Origin of the sequence: Corynebacterium sp. HMSC056F09 (assembly GCF_001815785.1) — a bacterium.
Taxonomy (GTDB): Bacteria; Actinomycetota; Actinomycetes; order Mycobacteriales; family Mycobacteriaceae; genus Corynebacterium; species Corynebacterium hiratae.
Genome location: NZ_KV821947.1, coordinates 1 through 15,197, shown reverse-complemented (window position 1 = coordinate 15,197; position 15,197 = coordinate 1). Strand labels below are relative to the sequence as shown.

At 60.1% G+C, this 15,197-nt stretch carries 13 protein-coding genes, 2 tRNA genes and 1 pseudogene; 11 read left to right on the top strand and 5 right to left on the bottom strand.

Annotation, left to right across the window (positions count from 1 at the left end):
- Positions 1 to 303: 303 nt before the first annotated feature.
- Positions 304 to 1,023, top strand: coding sequence for a trimeric intracellular cation channel family protein (locus HMPREF3056_RS08930; RefSeq protein WP_246822502.1), 720 nt, complete (start codon positions 304 to 306; stop codon positions 1,021 to 1,023).
- 293 nt (positions 1,024 to 1,316) lie between these two features.
- On the opposite strand, the gene HMPREF3056_RS13775 is transcribed toward HMPREF3056_RS08930, so the two are convergent.
- From HMPREF3056_RS13775 to HMPREF3056_RS08915, 3 genes and pseudogenes are all read right to left on the bottom strand, one after another.
- Positions 1,317 to 1,565: a DNA-binding protein gene (locus HMPREF3056_RS13775; RefSeq protein WP_070754594.1), complete on the bottom strand. Its 249-nt coding sequence runs from the start codon at positions 1,563 to 1,565 to the stop codon at positions 1,317 to 1,319.
- A pseudogene (gene rhuM, locus HMPREF3056_RS13625) lies at positions 1,525 to 2,058 on the bottom strand (RhuM family protein). The gene HMPREF3056_RS13775 and the pseudogene rhuM overlap by 41 nt, the downstream one beginning before the upstream one ends.
- Before the next feature lie 594 nt (positions 2,059 to 2,652).
- Positions 2,653 to 2,727, bottom strand: a tRNA-Gln gene (locus HMPREF3056_RS08915).
- Positions 2,728 to 2,870: 143 nt separating this feature from the next.
- Here HMPREF3056_RS08915 and HMPREF3056_RS08910 point away from each other — a divergent pair.
- From HMPREF3056_RS08910 to HMPREF3056_RS08900, 3 genes are read left to right on the top strand one after another with little or no spacing between them, the layout of a single operon-like run.
- Complete coding sequence (locus tag HMPREF3056_RS08910; RefSeq protein WP_046648318.1) at positions 2,871 to 3,479, top strand: TetR/AcrR family transcriptional regulator; 609 nt, start codon at positions 2,871 to 2,873, stop codon at positions 3,477 to 3,479.
- A gap of 12 nt (positions 3,480 to 3,491) precedes the next feature.
- Positions 3,492 to 7,130 (top strand): transcription-repair coupling factor, encoded by a 3,639-nt coding sequence (mfd, locus tag HMPREF3056_RS08905; RefSeq protein ID WP_070754592.1) that lies wholly within the window; start codon positions 3,492 to 3,494, stop codon positions 7,128 to 7,130.
- The gene (locus tag HMPREF3056_RS08900) at positions 7,130 to 7,612 is read left to right on the top strand and encodes a hypothetical protein (protein WP_046648319.1); all 483 of its coding nucleotides are present in this window, start codon (positions 7,130 to 7,132) and stop codon (positions 7,610 to 7,612) included. Before mfd ends, HMPREF3056_RS08900 begins: the two co-directional genes overlap by 1 nt.
- Here the strand turns inward: HMPREF3056_RS08900 and HMPREF3056_RS08895 are convergent.
- Positions 7,609 to 9,096, bottom strand: a complete 1,488-nt coding sequence (locus HMPREF3056_RS08895; protein WP_070754591.1) for an amino acid permease — start codon at positions 9,094 to 9,096, stop codon at positions 7,609 to 7,611. The genes HMPREF3056_RS08900 and HMPREF3056_RS08895 overlap by 4 nt on opposite strands.
- 81 nt (positions 9,097 to 9,177) lie before the next feature.
- Between HMPREF3056_RS08895 and HMPREF3056_RS08890 the strand changes: the two genes are divergently transcribed.
- The gene (locus HMPREF3056_RS08890; RefSeq protein WP_070754590.1) at positions 9,178 to 9,792 is read left to right on the top strand and encodes a MazG nucleotide pyrophosphohydrolase domain-containing protein; all 615 of its coding nucleotides are present in this window, start codon (positions 9,178 to 9,180) and stop codon (positions 9,790 to 9,792) included.
- On the opposite strand, the gene HMPREF3056_RS08885 is transcribed toward HMPREF3056_RS08890, so the two are convergent.
- The gene (locus HMPREF3056_RS08885; protein ID WP_046648322.1) at positions 9,789 to 10,211 is read right to left on the bottom strand and encodes a hypothetical protein; all 423 of its coding nucleotides are present in this window, start codon (positions 10,209 to 10,211) and stop codon (positions 9,789 to 9,791) included. The genes HMPREF3056_RS08890 and HMPREF3056_RS08885 overlap by 4 nt on opposite strands.
- A 223-nt stretch (positions 10,212 to 10,434) precedes the next feature.
- On the opposite strand from HMPREF3056_RS08885, the gene HMPREF3056_RS08880 reads away from it, so the two are divergent.
- The 6 genes from HMPREF3056_RS08880 to HMPREF3056_RS08855 all read left to right on the top strand — a co-directional run bounded on the left by HMPREF3056_RS08880 (position 10,435) and on the right by HMPREF3056_RS08855 (position 15,116).
- The gene (locus HMPREF3056_RS08880) at positions 10,435 to 11,226 is read left to right on the top strand and encodes a lytic transglycosylase domain-containing protein (protein WP_049155526.1); all 792 of its coding nucleotides are present in this window, start codon (positions 10,435 to 10,437) and stop codon (positions 11,224 to 11,226) included.
- A gap of 143 nt (positions 11,227 to 11,369) precedes the next feature.
- Positions 11,370 to 12,647: a phosphopyruvate hydratase gene (gene eno / locus HMPREF3056_RS08875; RefSeq protein WP_070754589.1), complete on the top strand. Its 1,278-nt coding sequence runs from the start codon at positions 11,370 to 11,372 to the stop codon at positions 12,645 to 12,647.
- Positions 12,648 to 12,829: 182 nt separating this feature from the next.
- A complete protein-coding gene (locus HMPREF3056_RS08870; RefSeq protein WP_070681813.1) occupies positions 12,830 to 13,381 on the top strand; it encodes a septum formation initiator family protein in 552 nt (183 codons plus the stop codon).
- 34 nt (positions 13,382 to 13,415) lie between these two features.
- Entirely contained in the window at positions 13,416 to 13,964 is a 549-nt protein-coding gene (locus HMPREF3056_RS08865; protein WP_046648324.1) for a DUF501 domain-containing protein, read from the top strand.
- Between the two features lie 16 nt (positions 13,965 to 13,980).
- Positions 13,981 to 14,934 (top strand): Ppx/GppA phosphatase family protein, encoded by a 954-nt coding sequence (locus HMPREF3056_RS08860; RefSeq protein ID WP_046648325.1) that lies wholly within the window; start codon positions 13,981 to 13,983, stop codon positions 14,932 to 14,934.
- Between the two features lie 105 nt (positions 14,935 to 15,039).
- A tRNA-Leu gene (locus HMPREF3056_RS08855) sits at positions 15,040 to 15,116 on the top strand.
- Positions 15,117 to 15,197: the final 81 nt, after the last annotated feature.

Here is a 15,197-nt window from a genome sequence, read left to right as displayed (position 1 = left end):
GCTCCCCGCGTGAGCGGGGATGAGCCCCCAGAGTGGATGGGTGAAATCACCAGCCTCGGTGCTCCCCGCGTGAGCGGGGATGAGCCCTCGAGTGAACCGCTCCGCGTGCCCACGATGACGTGCTCCCCGCGTGAGCGGGAAGTACTTGGTTCAGGAAATTATTCCTTTCGAAATAGCAATTCCTTGCTCCTCATGCTTTTCAGTGTTGGGGGGTTCAATTTTCATGCTGCCTCTGTAGGCTTGCTTTCGGAACCGCAATACAGTCATCGAGTACCTCCCGTTGCGCTAGGGTCAGTATCTGTGATTCAGGACGTCGACCCGCTCATCCATTCCCTGTACCAGGTCTTTGACCTCATTGGTGTGGTACTCAACGGCATCATCGGTGGCACGATTGCGCGCCGCAGGAAATTCGACATCATTGGCTTCGTCTTTCTGGCGCTCTTTTCGGCGCTGGCGGGCGGCATGATTCGTGACATGCTGATCTCTCATGGCCCAGCAGCCGCTATTTCTGATCCGTGGTATCTCACTCTGGCATGCGTGGGTGCGCTTATTGCTTTCTTGATGGACCTCAAAGGCAAGGTCTGGGAGATCTTCCTTGAGCACGCGGATGCTGTCATCTTGGGTGTGTGGTGCACGACTGGCTGTGTGAAGGCGCTGGCCTACGATATGCCGTTTATTGCCTGCGTCTTCTTAGGTGTTCTGACTGCAGTGGGCGGCGGTATGGTGCGCGATGTTGCTTCCGGGCAGATTCCCTCGGTCTTTGGCGGCAGCCCGCTGTATGCCGTGCCGGCGGTACTTACCGGAATCGTGATGGCTTCCTTCGCACACTTCGATAAGTTTGCCCTCGGTATGATCGTCTCGCCCTTCGTGGGCTTTGGCCTGGCAGTTACGGCGTATTGGCGCGGGTGGGTGCTTCCGCGAGCAGGTGTAGCGCCCCTGAATTACACTGCGGCGCAGGTGGCATCGATCGCGCGGAGAGCCGAAATTAGGGGTTTTCGGCGTGGCCGCAGAAAACGTAAATAGGTTCTCGCGGGATTTGAACCTATCACTTGCGCAATACGGTCAGTTCCACGCAGCCCCCGAAGGCTCTCGTCCAGCGCTTTCTCGATATGTTCCTTCGCTTTTCTCCATACGTGTCATCGCACCGTCGAACCATGTACGGTGCCCGGGGCGCGCAGCTGCCCGCCTCGCTGCTCGGTCCGCAATAGTGCTTTCGGACTATGATCTTTACGCCGCTTAACCTGCTTCTCGATCACCTCTCGGGCGACTGCCACCGCGTGATGATCATGTGTCTTAGGAGTGCCCGATTAATCAATTTAATCCTCACCCCGTTTCAAGGTCTTGATTTCGGCTTCTAGAGCTTTCATGTCTATTTCGTTGACCTTAGAATCGAGTTGGGGTTGGTAAGCATCCCATTCTTCCTCGGCTTTGTGTACTGCCTGCTCGTGTTTCCTCTTCCCATATCCTTTGAGGACTTCGCGTTCGTTGAAGATGAGCCAGGCTTCCGTTTTTCCACCCAATCCTTCAAGAGCATGGTTTTCCCATCTCGGCTTGGTCTTCTGCATAGTCCAAATACATTGTGGTGAGCCTGCGCATACGCCTAGCTTCGTCTTCGTTAAGGAAGTTTTTCGCAATGCCCATGTCGCTTTTGTGGGGGCGATTCTCCGCCCCACGTCGTGAGCCCGGCGTATGGCTTAGTGTGGTCTGCGCGTTCCCAGATTAGCTCTGCTGCGGTTCGGCCGTGGGGGCGAAGTGGAGTCTGTTTTGAATCCCTGCGAAGAATTGTTGGACTTCTTTAAATGATTTCTTTTCCTGGTAGTCAGCGCTGGTTGCGGCTATGACGTCACAGATTTTGCGGAAAAATTGGCGTTCGGAGACCCGAATCTCTCGAATGGTTTCAAGTAATTCGTCGAAGTGGGTGTCAGCACCATCGTTTTTGAGTTTTTGAGCGTCGATGGCAAAGCCTTTGGTGAGGTATTCCCGTAGAACTTCTGTGGCCCATTTTCTAAATTGCGAGCCGCGTGGACTTCGTACGCGGTAGCCAACGGCGAGAATCATGTTTAGGTTGTAGTGATTAACGGACCTGGTTTGACCTGGTACTTTCAAAAGTTGTTTGAAAGTAGCTTCTGCACCTAATTCGCCTGAGCGTGTGATTGACTGAATATGGTGCGAGACGGAAGCTGTGGTGACGTCGAAGAGATCGGCCATCTGCTTCTGGGTGAGCTAGGCGTCGTTGTCTTTTAGTTGGAGTCTTACGTGTGCTTTACCATCTTGGGTGGGGTACATAGCGACTTGGTCGGGGGTAGTCACTGGTATCCTCTCCTCGATTTTCTCGTTCTTCCTGCTTGTTCAGTGACGAGTCGGCAGCGAATTTGTCCGGCTCGTGGTCAAGCTCGCGGACAGCACTGTCATCCTCATCCTGCAGTGAAACAGAGGCACCGGACATGGGGGTCAAGATACGGGATATCTTCACGTTCGACCACGTGGTCAAAGGTTTCTGCTCAGTGGGCGAGTATATTATTGATGCGGCGCGCTACATCTGCGATTACCTGTTGGTCTGTAAGTGCCCGGAGCGGTTTCCACAGGTTCCGAAGTATCGCCAGCGCAAGAACCCGCCACCTGCATGGAAACAGGTAGACGGGCTGTGCGAATTGGCTTCCCCACCAGGACTCGAACCTAGAATGACGGTACCAAAAACCGTAGTGTTGCCGATTACACCATGGGGAAACTGCGCACACTGTAGTGAGCGCTGGGGGACATGTTACCTGACGGGTGCACACGAGACCTAAACAGGTGGCCGACCTTCGCGTTGCTGCCGGCGCTCTTGGCTGGTGAGGGCGATGTCCGGTGGGGGAGATACAGTAGAAGGCATGGTTCGACAAAGGATGACCGGGCGTGAGCGCCGAGAGCAGTTGATCTCCATTGGGCGCGCGGCCTTCGCGGAACGCGGCTTCGATGGTGCCAGCGTGGAAGACATCGCCGCGCGCGCCGGCGTGTCCAAGCCGGTGGTCTATGAGCACTTCGGCGGCAAGGAAGGCCTGTACGCCGTCGTCATCGACCGTGAGCTCGTGGCACTGGAGAAGGTCGTCACGGAATCACTGCAGACGGGTTCGTGGCGCCAGCGCATCGAGCAGGGCGTGGTGGCACTGCTGACGTACGTGGAGGAGGAGACCGATGGTTTCTTAATCCTCGTGCGTGACTCCAAGCCGGGGGAGGAGCGTAGCTTCTCCACGCTGTTGAACACGGCGGTAAATCAGATTGCGCACATCCTCGGTGAGGCCTTCGAACACCGCGGTCTCGACCCCGAGCTGTCGGTGCTCTACGGCCAAGCGCTCGTCGGCATGGTGGCCACCACGGCCCAGTGGTGGCTAGATGAACGCGAGCCTTCGCGCGAGACAGTCGCAGCGCACATCGTCAATTTGTGCTGGAATGGTCTTTCCGGCATGGAAGCAGCACCGAAGTTGAAGGGAGCCAAGTAGGTGGCAACGCCGATGCTGGGCGGGCTGCTCAAAGTAGCCGCCTCAGATCCGAAACTCAAAGGTCTCGCTACTCAAGTGGGCACACCGTCGCTGCACATCACGGGCATCGACCAGGCCCGCCCCTGGGCCATTGGAACGCTGGCGCACCACGCGCCGGTGCTGGTGGTGACTGCCTCCGGGCGTGAGGCGGAGGACCTCACCGCGGAGCTGGCAGCCATGCTGGGGGATAAGGTCGCCTACTTTCCCGCGTGGGAGACGTTGCCGCATGAGCGGCTGTCGCCGGCCCCGGATATCGTCGGCAAGCGCGCGCGTGTGCTCGACCTAGTGGGGGCGGGCAAAGCCCAAGTGGTGGTGACCTCTGCCCGCGGGTATTGCCAGCCTATCCTGAGCAAAGTGGAAGGCCGCGAGCCCATCTTCCTGAAGGAAGAAGCTGAGCACGAGCTCTCACAGATCCTTTCGGAGCTGGAGTTTCGCGCCTATAAGCACGTGGATATGGTGGCCAAGCGCGGTGAGTACGCCACGCGCGGCGGCATTCTCGATGTGTTCCCAACCACCTCGGATTACCCGGTGCGCGTGGAGTTCTGGGGCGATGAGATTACGGATATCCGCCAGTTCTCCGTGGCCGATCAGCGAGCCATCCCGGAGATTGAGGTCGGCGAGGTCGCCATCTATCCCGCTCGCGAGCTGCCGATTACTAATGAGGTTGCCGCACGCGCCCGCGAACTGGCGCAGAAGTTCGGTGGCAACGCGGCGCTGGCAGAACTGCTGACCAAGGTAGGCGAGCACATCCCGGCCGACGGTATGGAGGCCTTGCTGGCCGTGCTAGCTGACGACCCCTTTGTCACCCTCCCCGAACTCCTCACGGCGGGGACGCACGTGGTGCTCGTGGCGCCGGAAAAGATCCGCACGCGCATTGCGGACCTGGAATCCACCGATGCGGAGTTCTTGGCCGCTGGCTGGGAGGCCGCCGCGATGGGCGCGGATGGTCCGCTGGCTGCCGAGGGCTTGGATACCTCGGCGTCGAGTTACCGCTCCTATGAGTCGCTTGAGGCGACGTGCCGGAATATCGAGGCCCCGCTGTGGACTTTTGCCCCTCCGGGGATGTTCGTTGCCGCCGAATCGGAGACCCTGCCGCTGGACTTTGAGCCCGGTCCTACTCCGCGCGGTGATATCTCAGAGATTGATGCCATGATGGCGCAGCTTCTAGCGCACACCACCGCTGGTGGGCGGGCTGCGTTTATTGCTCCTGCCCAGGGTGCGATTAAGCGCATGGTGGAGCGTTTCGCGGAGAAGGGCATCCCTACCAAGGTGGCGACGCCTGGGTGGGAGCCGAGCCCCGGTGAGGTCACCCTCTACCAAGCCTTGTCCCATGCAGGTCTGGTGTTCCCGAAGGTACGCAAGCTGAAGGATGCTGAGGCGCTGCCGCTCGTCGTCATTACGGAAACTGATCTGACGGGCAACCGCGTCGGTGATATTGCGGGTGCGAAGCGTCGCCCAGCAAAGCGCCGCAACCGCGTGGATCCCCTCGCCTTGAAGCAGGGGGATTACGTGGTGCATGAGACCCATGGCATCGGCAAGTTCCTCAAGATGGCCGAGCGCACCGTACAGTCCGGTGATGAGACGTCGCGCCGCGAGTACATCGTGCTGGAGTATGCGGCGTCCAAGCGCGGCCAGCCGGCCGACCAGCTGTGGGTGCCCATGGATTCGTTGGATCTGTTGAGCAAATACACCGGCGGTGAGGCACCGACGCTGTCCAAGATGGGCGGCTCGGATTGGAAGAACACCAAGAAGAAGGCGCGCGCCGCAGTGCGCGAGATCGCCGGTGAGTTGGTGGAGCTTTATGCCAAGCGCCAGGCAGCACCGGGCCACCAGTTTGGGCCCGATACGCCGTGGCAGGCGGAGATGGAGGATAATTTCCCCTTCGTCGAGACTGAAGACCAAATGCTGGCCATCGATGCCGTCAAGCAGGATATGGAATCCACGGTGCCGATGGACCGCGTGGTCGTCGGCGATGTGGGCTATGGCAAGACCGAGGTTGCGGTGCGCGCGGCCTTCAAGGCCGTGCAGGACGGTAAGCAGGTGGCGGTCCTCGTGCCCACGACTCTGCTGGCGCAACAGCACGCCGATACCTTCCGCGAGCGCATGCAGGGCTTTCCGGTGGATATTGAGGTCCTCTCGCGCTTTACCTCGGCCAAGGAGTCCAAGGAGATTCTCGCCGGCTTGGCGGATGGTTCCGTGGACATCGTCATCGGCACCCACCGCCTGCTGCAAACGGGCGTGCAGTGGAAGAACTTGGGCCTCATCGTGGTGGATGAGGAGCAGCGCTTCGGCGTGGAGCACAAGGAGCACATCAAGGCGCTCAAAGCCAGCGTGGATGTGCTCACCATGTCCGCGACACCGATTCCACGCACCTTGGAGATGTCCATGGCGGGCATCCGTGAAATGTCTACGATTTTGACGCCTCCGGAGGACCGTCACCCGGTCCTGACCTATGTGGGCGCGTATGAGGATAAGCAGGTGGCAGCGGCCATCCGCCGCGAGCTGCTGCGCGACGGCCAAGTTTTCTTCATCCACAACAAAGTCGCCGACATCGAAAAGAAGGCCCGCGAACTGCGGGACCTGGTGCCGGAGGCGCGCATCGTCGTCGCACACGGCCAGATGAACGAGGACGTGCTTGAACGCACCGTCCAAGGTTTCTGGGACCGCGAGTTCGACGTGCTGGTATGTACCACCATCGTGGAGACCGGTCTGGATATCGCTAATGCGAATACCCTCATCGTGGAAAACGCCCACCACATGGGTCTATCCCAGCTCCACCAGCTGCGCGGGCGCGTGGGCCGCTCCCGCGAGCGCGGCTACGCCTACTTCCTCTACCCGAAGGGCGCCACGCTGACGGAGACCTCCTATGACCGTCTGGCCACCATCGCCCAGAACAACGATCTGGGCGCGGGCATGGCCGTGGCCATGAAGGACCTTGAGATGCGCGGTGCCGGCAACGTGCTGGGCGCGGAGCAGTCCGGCCACATCGCCGGCGTGGGCTTCGACCTCTACGTGCGCCTTGTCGGTGAGGCGGTGGAGACCTTCAAGGCGCTCGCGCGTGGGGAGACCCCCGTGGTCACGGACGAAGGGCCGAAGGAAATCCGCATCGACCTGCCGGTGGACGCCCACATCCCGGAGTCCTATATCAACTCCGAGCGCCTGCGCCTAGAGGTTTACCGCAAGCTCGCAGCCTCCAAAGACAACGCGGACCTGGCACACGTGGTGGAGGAAATGCAGGACCGCTACGGCCCCGTTCCGGAGCCGGTGGAACGCCTTCTCGCCGTGGCCCGCCTGCGCCACCAGGCCCGCCGGGCTGGGGTCAGCGACATCACGGTGCAGGGCACGCGCATCAAGGTCCACCCGGTGGAGCTGGCGGATTCGAAACAGGTACGCCTCAAGCGCCTCTACCCGGGCTCCAACTACCGTGCGGCGGCTAAAGCAATCCAGCTCAGCTTCCCCAAGGCAGGACGGAATGTCACAGACCCCAAGCTGCGTGACATTGAGCTGCTGCAATGGGTGGCGGATTTCCTAGCGTCGATGTTTGAACTCGAGCACGTTGACGTCAGTGGTGCTAAGACTAAGAAAAACGTCATTAGCGTAGGAGAGAAGTAATGGACGCCGCGAACAACCGCCTTGGCTATCCTCGGGCGAATCAACGGATCGTCATGGTGGCGGTGTGGATGTTCGCGGCGTTGATCAGCATCCCCGTCTCGCTGGTCATAAAGTTCAGCGGTGAGAACGGCGGCTGGCTCACCTTCATGTTGATGATGTTTGGGGTAATCCTGGTTGGTGTCTGGGTGTTGCTTGGGCTGCTGCCGCTCTTTATCCGCAGTGATTACGAGAGCAAGCTGGAGTGGGCGTGGGTGTCCATGGCCCTGGTGTTCATCGGCTTCATCCTGGGCAACGCCAACCTGCCGGATTTTGGAGACATCGGACCGGCCACCGTACCGACGTGGTGGTTTGGCAACGAGGAAGCGGCCACAATCACCGGCGGCATCCTCCTCGTTATCAGCGGCATCGGCCACGTGATGTGGCTCGCAAGCTGCATCACGTACGCGGTGCTCTCGCACCGCTCAGCACCTGAGGTGTTCTAGAGAACGAGGCGCCCGGTGCCCAAGCCCCACACTGCGGCGACAGCGCCGACAATCACCAGCGCCACAACGCACCATTCGAAGGTGTTAAACACGCGCTCCTTCTTGTGCAAGCGTGTGGCCACGTAAGGGATCATGCTCGGGACCACAGCCAGCGCGCCAAGCAGCACGTAGACCGGGTCGGCGGCGTAAATGAGCCAGACGGAATAAATGAAGGCGACGAGGCCGATGTAGAGGTGGCGGCGGTTGTCGCGGCGGCTCACCTCCGGGCCAGACAAGTCGAAGCGCACCCCGGCATGCGGGTGGGTTAGCCCCTTGCCGCGCACCGCCAAGAGCACCAGGTACAGCGAGGAGAAGATGTAGGGCAGCAGGTACATGATGGTGGCCAGCTGCACCATCGCGTTATAGGACGTCTCGTTGAGGAAGAAGACGATGACGAAGAGCTGAATCGTCAGCGTAGAAATCAGCTGCGCTACCCAGGGCGCGCCGGCGATGTTCACAGTGCCGATCTTGCGGGGGAGAAGACCATCGACAGCCATCATGACGATAGGCTCCGCGCACAGCATCTGCCAAGACACATAGGCGCCGAGCACGGAAAGGCACAGGCCCAGGGAGATGAGCGCGCCGCCCCATTCGCCGACCGCGGCGGTGAGCACGGAGGCCATCGAGTTATCCGGAAGCGCTGCGAGCTCCTCCTGGGTAAGGACGCCGAAGCTCAGCGTGGACACAGAGACCAGCAGTGCCAAGACGCTGATGAAGCCGATGACGGTGGCGCGGCCGACGTCGGCACGCGTGCGAGCCTGCTTGGAGTAGACCGAAGCGCCCTCTACGCCGATGAAGACCCACACGGTGAAGAGCATGATTCCCTGCACCTGCTCAAAGAGGGACTTATCAGAAGCCTTGCCCCAGATATCCAGGGTGAACTTGTCCCAGCTAAATCCCACGAAAGCGAGGATGACGATGAAGGCCAGGATGGGCACGATCTTGGCCACGGAGGTGACCATGTTCATGATGGCCGCCTGCTTAATACCGCGGGCCAGCACCGCAAAAATACCCCACGACAGCAAAGACACCGCAATGGCGGAAACCCAGCGGTGGTCGGCGTCAAAGAGGGGGACGTAGTGGCCGATGGTGTTGAAGAACAATGTGGCGTAGCCGACCTGGGCCATCACGGAGCCCAGCCAGTAGCCCCAACCGGAGGTGAAGCCGATGAAATCACCTAAGCCGGCGCGTACATAGGAGTACACACCGGAGTCGAGGTGCGGCTTGCGGTGCGCCAGGATTTGGAAGACGAAGGCGACGGAGAGCATGCCCACGCCGGCGATGAGCCAGCCGATGAGCATGGCGCCCGGGCCGGCGACGGAGGCGATGTTTTGCGGGAGAGAGAAGATACCCGCGCCCACCGTGGAACCGATGATGAGCGCGACAAGCGTCCACAGCGTCACGGAGTGCGTGCGCGGCGATTCGGTGAGATTGGAAGTGGTCATTGGTTAAAAATACCCCTTAAGGCGGGCTTTTGTGCAACTGCAGCGAAAGCTCATGGAGCCCGGGACCTATACTCGTTGCTTATGACTGTCCTGTTGTTAGATCCGCGCTGGCCCACCCTAATCCCTCTAGAGGCCGTTGGAAAACTGCAGGGACCTGTTGTTTTTACCGATGAAGTACCGGTGAAGGTGCGGTGGAATTTCGACCAGCTCCTGTGCGGTGAGGATCCGGCGGGCCACGGTGTTGTGGTGAGCACAGATCCGTCCCACCCGCAGGTGCGCGCGCTTATCGACGCCCACGCGGAGCTCATCCTTGCCCCCTCCCTGGAGGAACCGATGTGGCAGGCGCGCGAGGTGATGACGCGGGCCCGGCGCATCGGGGAGTGGGAACGCGATCAAACCCATGAGAGCTTGCTGCCGTATCTGGAGGAAGAGTCCGCGGAGTTCGCCGAGGCGGTGCGGGAGCGCGCCTCTGACGCCGAGCTGCTCAAGGAGCTCGGTGATGTTTTCTTACAAGTCCTTTTCCATGCCGAGATTGCGGCGCGCCGCGGAGCTTTTAGCCTCGATGACGTCGCCATGTCCTTCGTCAACAAAATGCGCTCCCGCGCGCCCTACCTTTTTGACGGCACGGAGGACGTCGTGGAGGTAGAGGAGCAGGAGCGCCTGTGGGCCGAAGGTAAGGCCCGAGAAAAGGACTAGCCCTTCTGGATGATGGAGGACAGCAGAGGAGCGTAGTCGGTGAGCGTGGAGGACAGGCCAGTGCCGCCGGTGACGATGGTGTCTTCCTTAACGATCTTGCACTCGAGGGCACGGTCAGCGGTCTGGCCGGAGTACTTCACAGCGGCGAGGGCCAGCGGGCCGAGTTCCTCGGTGTTGCCCAGAGCCATGAGGTTCTTTGATAGCTGGTTGCGGGTGGTGTCCGGGCCGAGCAGCTCGCCCTCGGTCGTCTGATCGATCAGCGTCAGGGTGCTGCGGAGGGTGTTGCAGTCAGCATTCTGGATGCCCTGGGAAAGGAAGCCGCCCAACTCCTCGAGGGATGCGGCGGACGCGGTGGCGGGCACGACAGCACCCAGGGTGACAACAGCGGCAGCAGTGGCAGCGATACGACGGATGAACATGGAACTCCTTGAGATTGAAGAAAGGGCGTTGAAAGAACGTGCAGGACCGGCGTAGGCGCGGCGGACCGTTCATCGGTGCAGTGTAGCGCACAATGTTACGCATGGGAATAGTTTGACATAATTATCCAAAATATTTTTGCTTAGCTAGGTTTCTTTCGTCGCCAAGCGGCGCCCTCTGTGTCGGTCTAACCCACACGTGAAACCGTCTGTAGTATTCACCTTTATGACACAGGGGCTACGGAGGATTGGGGGCTGTGGCCTCGGCATTGTCTTGGCCATCATTCTGATCATTTCCCTGGTGGCGTGGAGTCTTTCCTTCCTTGATAAGCCTTCCCCGTTCCGGCAGCTGTCCCCCGTTCCGGAGGATCTTCCACCCGTCGGTGGGGCAGAGGTGCCCAATATTGACGTCGAAGCGCCAGGGCGCACCGCGGACAAATTGACGTGGTGGTCTGATCAGCTGGCCGACGCCACCAGCATCCCCGCCCAAGCTTTGCGGGCCTATGGAAACGCCGAATTGATCGCGCGGCAGTCGTGGCCGAACTGCAATCTGCGCTGGAATACCCTCGCCGGGATTGGCTGGGTGGAAACCCGTCACGGGACCTATAACGGCAATATCTTCCACCGTTCTTCACTCGATGAGAACGGTCACCCCGAGCCGCCCATCGTGGGTATCCCTCTCGACGGTACGAACAACACCACCCACGTTCCGGACAGCGATGGCGGCGTGTTTGATGGCGATACTGAGTTTGATCGGGCGGTAGGCCCCATGCAATTCATCCCGTCTTCGTGGGAGCATTTTGGTCGCGACGCCAACGGTGATGGCGTAGCCGATCCAAATCAAATCGATGATGCCGCGCTGGGTGCTGCCGCCTTGTTGTGTTTCGGGGATAGGGACCTTTCGACGCCGGAAGGCTGGCGCTCAGCCATCCTCAATTACAACCAATCCGAGGATTACCTGCGTAAAGTGGCCGCTGCGGCGAATTCCTATGCCATCGAACAGCCTGCGACGTCCTAGCGCCTTTCTAGATCTTTATCACGTTGTCCGTTTCCGCCCGACACGTTCCGAAGTTTTCTGGAACAATTGGCTGCAGGTGGTTTGGGAGCCCCTCCCAGAACACGAACCCAAGATCAATTTGGCTCTATAGGAGTGAAAGCAGCATGGCTGACATCATCCACGTAATGGCACGCGAAATTCTTGATTCCCGCGGCAACCCCACCGTTGAGGCTGAAGTATTCCTCGACGATGGAGCACGCGGTGTGGCCGGCGTTCCGTCTGGCGCTTCCACCGGTGTTCACGAGGCTCACGAGTTGCGTGACGGGGGTGACCGCTACTTGGGCAAGGGTGTTCTCAAGGCAGTTGAAAACGTCAACGAAGAGATTGCTGATGAACTTGCCGGCTTTGAGGCCGATGACCAGCGCCTGATCGACCAGGCCCTCATCAAGCTGGACGGTACTGATAACAAGTCCCGCCTCGGCGCCAACGCCATCCTGGGCGTCTCCATTGCCGCTGCCAAGGCTGCTGCCGAGTCTGCTGGCCTGCCGCTCTACCGCTACGTCGGTGGCCCGAACGCTCACGTCCTGCCCGTTCCGATGATGAATATTCTCAACGGTGGCTCCCACGCTGATTCCGGCGTGGATGTCCAGGAGTTCATGATTGCTCCGATCGGCGCAGAGTCCTTCTCCGAGGCGCTGCGCCAGGGTGCCGAGGTCTACCACGCCCTCAAGAACGTCATCAAGGACAAGGGACTGTCCACCGGTCTGGGCGACGAGGGCGGCTTCGCCCCGTCCGTCGAGTCCACCAAGGCTGCACTCGACCTCATCGTTGACGCAATCAAGAAGGCCGGTCTGAAGCCGGGCGAGGACATCGCCCTGGCACTCGACGTTGCTTCCTCCGAGTTCTTTAAGGATGGCAAGTACCACTTCGAGGGCGGCGAGCACACCGCTGAGGAGATGGCCAAGGTCTACGAGGATCTCGTTGCCAACTACCCGATTGTGTCCATCGAGGACCCGCTGCAGGAAGATGACTGGGAGGGCTACACCAAGCTCACCGCAGCCATCGGTGACAAGGTCCAGATCGTGGGCGATGACTTCTTCGTCACCAACCCGGCCCGCCTCCAGGAGGGCATCGAGAAAAAGGCAGCCAACGCACTGCTGGTGAAGGTTAACCAGATCGGCACCCTGACCGAGACCTTCGACGCCGTCGAGCTGGCTCACCGCAACGGCTACCGCACCATGATGTCCCACCGTTCCGGCGAGACCGAGGACACCACCATTGCTGACCTCGCGGTTGCCCTCAACTGCGGCCAGATCAAGACCGGTGCCCCGGCACGTTCTGAGCGCGTGGCCAAGTACAACCAGCTGCTGCGCATCGAGCAGGAGCTCAGCGACGCAGCCGTCTACGCCGGCCGCTCCGCATTCCCGCGCTTCCAGGGCTAATTTCTAGGAGTAGCCGGGAACCGGCCACTCGCTGAGATAGCGTCTAAGCGAAAGGTGTCACAGGAAACTGTGGCACCTTTTTTCGTCGGGGTGACCTCCGTGGTGCTGTGACGCATGTTATTTCTGAGACACGACGCGCGCCGCGCACTACCTGGGCTGTAGCGGGATACAATGACTTCCCGATGGCACGCACTACTTCTTCCCGCACGAAGCGCCGGAACACCGTTCCGGTCCACACGCGTGCCCGCGACGCTCAGCGCACCAAGCCGAAGAAGAATCCGACCCAGCCTAAGGGTCTCGACATTCTGGGAGTGGGCGTCATTATTGCCGTTGTGCTCGTAGTCCTCTTAACCATTGCCGTTCCGCTGCGCAATTACTACCACGGCCAGTCGGAGATAGCGCGCCTGGAAAGCTCCATCGCCGCCAAACAGGAGCAGAAAGAAAACCTCCTCACCGAGATTGATAAATACCGTTCGGAGGAATACGTCAAACAAGAAGCGCGCCGCCGCTTCGGTGTGATGGATGAAGGAGAAACCGCGTTCCGCATCATGGATCCGCGGATGGACTCAGGCGATACGGTGACCTCGGAACGCCGCGAGGACGTCGACGAGCGCGCGTGGTACACGGTGCTGTGGGATTCGGTGTCACAGGATGCTGAGACCCCACCGAACACTGAAACCCCACCGGAAGCGGAGAACCCGCCGGAAGACCTAGTCGAAGCTCCTGCTGAATAGGATGCACCCGCGCCTCCGTGTCACAATGGTTCCTATGACCGTGACCGATGCTGATCTTGAAGTCGTCCGCGAACAATTGGGCCGCACCCCGCGCGGCGTCGTGGACATTGCTTACCGCACCCCCGACGGAGCTCCTGCTGTGATTAAGACGGCGCCTAAGCTTCCCGACGGCACTCCGTTTCCTACCCTCTATTACCTCACCGATCCGCGCCTGACCGCCGAGGCATCGCGCCTTGAAGTTGCCCACGTCATGAAGTGGATGGAGCAGCGTCTCGCGGCGGATGAGGACTTGCAGAAGGACTACCAGGCAGCGCATGAACACTACCTGGAAACCCGCAATGCCATGGAGGATTTGGGCACTGATTTTTCCGGTGGCGGCATGCCTGAGCGCGTTAAGTGCCTCCACGTGCTTATTGCTTATGCCTTGGCAGAAGGCCCGGGCCGGGTGCGCTTTGGCACCGAGGCCGTCGCGATGGCTGCAGAACACGGTAAACTCCGGGGAAGCGCCATCCCGGAGGATTGGCCCACCGTGGGGGACCTGGGCATTGATATGACCCAGTTTGATTTTTCTAACGCCGGTTAAGAGAAAGGCTAGCCTTATGACTCGCGTCGCTGCTGTCGACTGCGGAACCAACTCCATCCGCCTGCTCATCAGTGAGATCCAAGAGGATGGCAAGATTCGGGATATCTCCCGCACGATGGAGATCGTCCGCCTCGGACAGGGCGTCGACGCCACCGGTGAATTCGAGCCGGAAGCACTCGCACGGACTCGTGCGGCCCTCGAAGAATACGTCAAGCAGATGAAGTTTGAGAAGGTTGAGCGCGTGCGGATGGTGGCAACCTCGGCAACGCGTGATGCCAAAAACCACCGCGAGTTCTTCGATATGACCGAGGAGCTTCTTAGTCAGGTCCAGCCGGGTGCCCGCGCGGAGATCATTTCCGGGGAGGAGGAAGCACTGCTGTCCTTCACCGGTGCGGTGGGGGACCTGCGCTCTGAGAAGGGGCCCTACTGTGTCATCGACTTGGGCGGCGGTTCGACGGAGTTCGTCGTTGGGACAATCGACGGCGAGATTCTCGGCTCCCACTCTGCTCAGATGGGCTGCGTGCGCCTCACTGAGCGCATGATGCGCAACGATCCGCCTACCGAAGCAGAAATAGAGATCGCTACTGATTACGTCGCTGAACGCATGGCTGAAGTGGAAAAGATCGTGCCCATCGACAAGGCCCAAACCTTTGTCGGCTGCGCCGGTACCTTCACGACGCTCTCGGCGCTGGCGCAGGGCATGGAACGCTACGATGCTGACTCCATCCACGGATCCGAGCTGCGCTTCGACGCGCTGCGGGTGCTCACCCGACAGATGATCGGTTTGTCCTCGGACGTGAGGGCCCTCAACCCCGTCATCCACCCGGGCCGCGCCGATGTCATCGGCGGCGGCTGCGTGGCCGTGGAGGGCATCATGACGATGATTGAGCGCAACAGTGATGCTCGTTCCTTCTTCATCAGTGAGAAGGACATTCTCGATGGCATCATTAGCGGCCTCGTCGCAAACTAAGCGAACTAAGTCGGCACCGTCCCGCGGACCGGCACAGTTCTACGGATGCCGACCCTATTTTCGGCATGTGTCCACCCGTGCCCTAAGATAAGTGGGCACGGTTTGGCCCCCATAGCCCAATCGGCAGAGGCAGTCGACTTAAAATCGATTCAGTGTGGGTTCGAGTCCCACTGGGGGCACCATGACCAGCGGAAATGCTGGAAAAATTGGAGCAAAAAGTGAAAACCCTCTAAAAACCGGCCCTTCCGGTTTTAGAGTGCGTT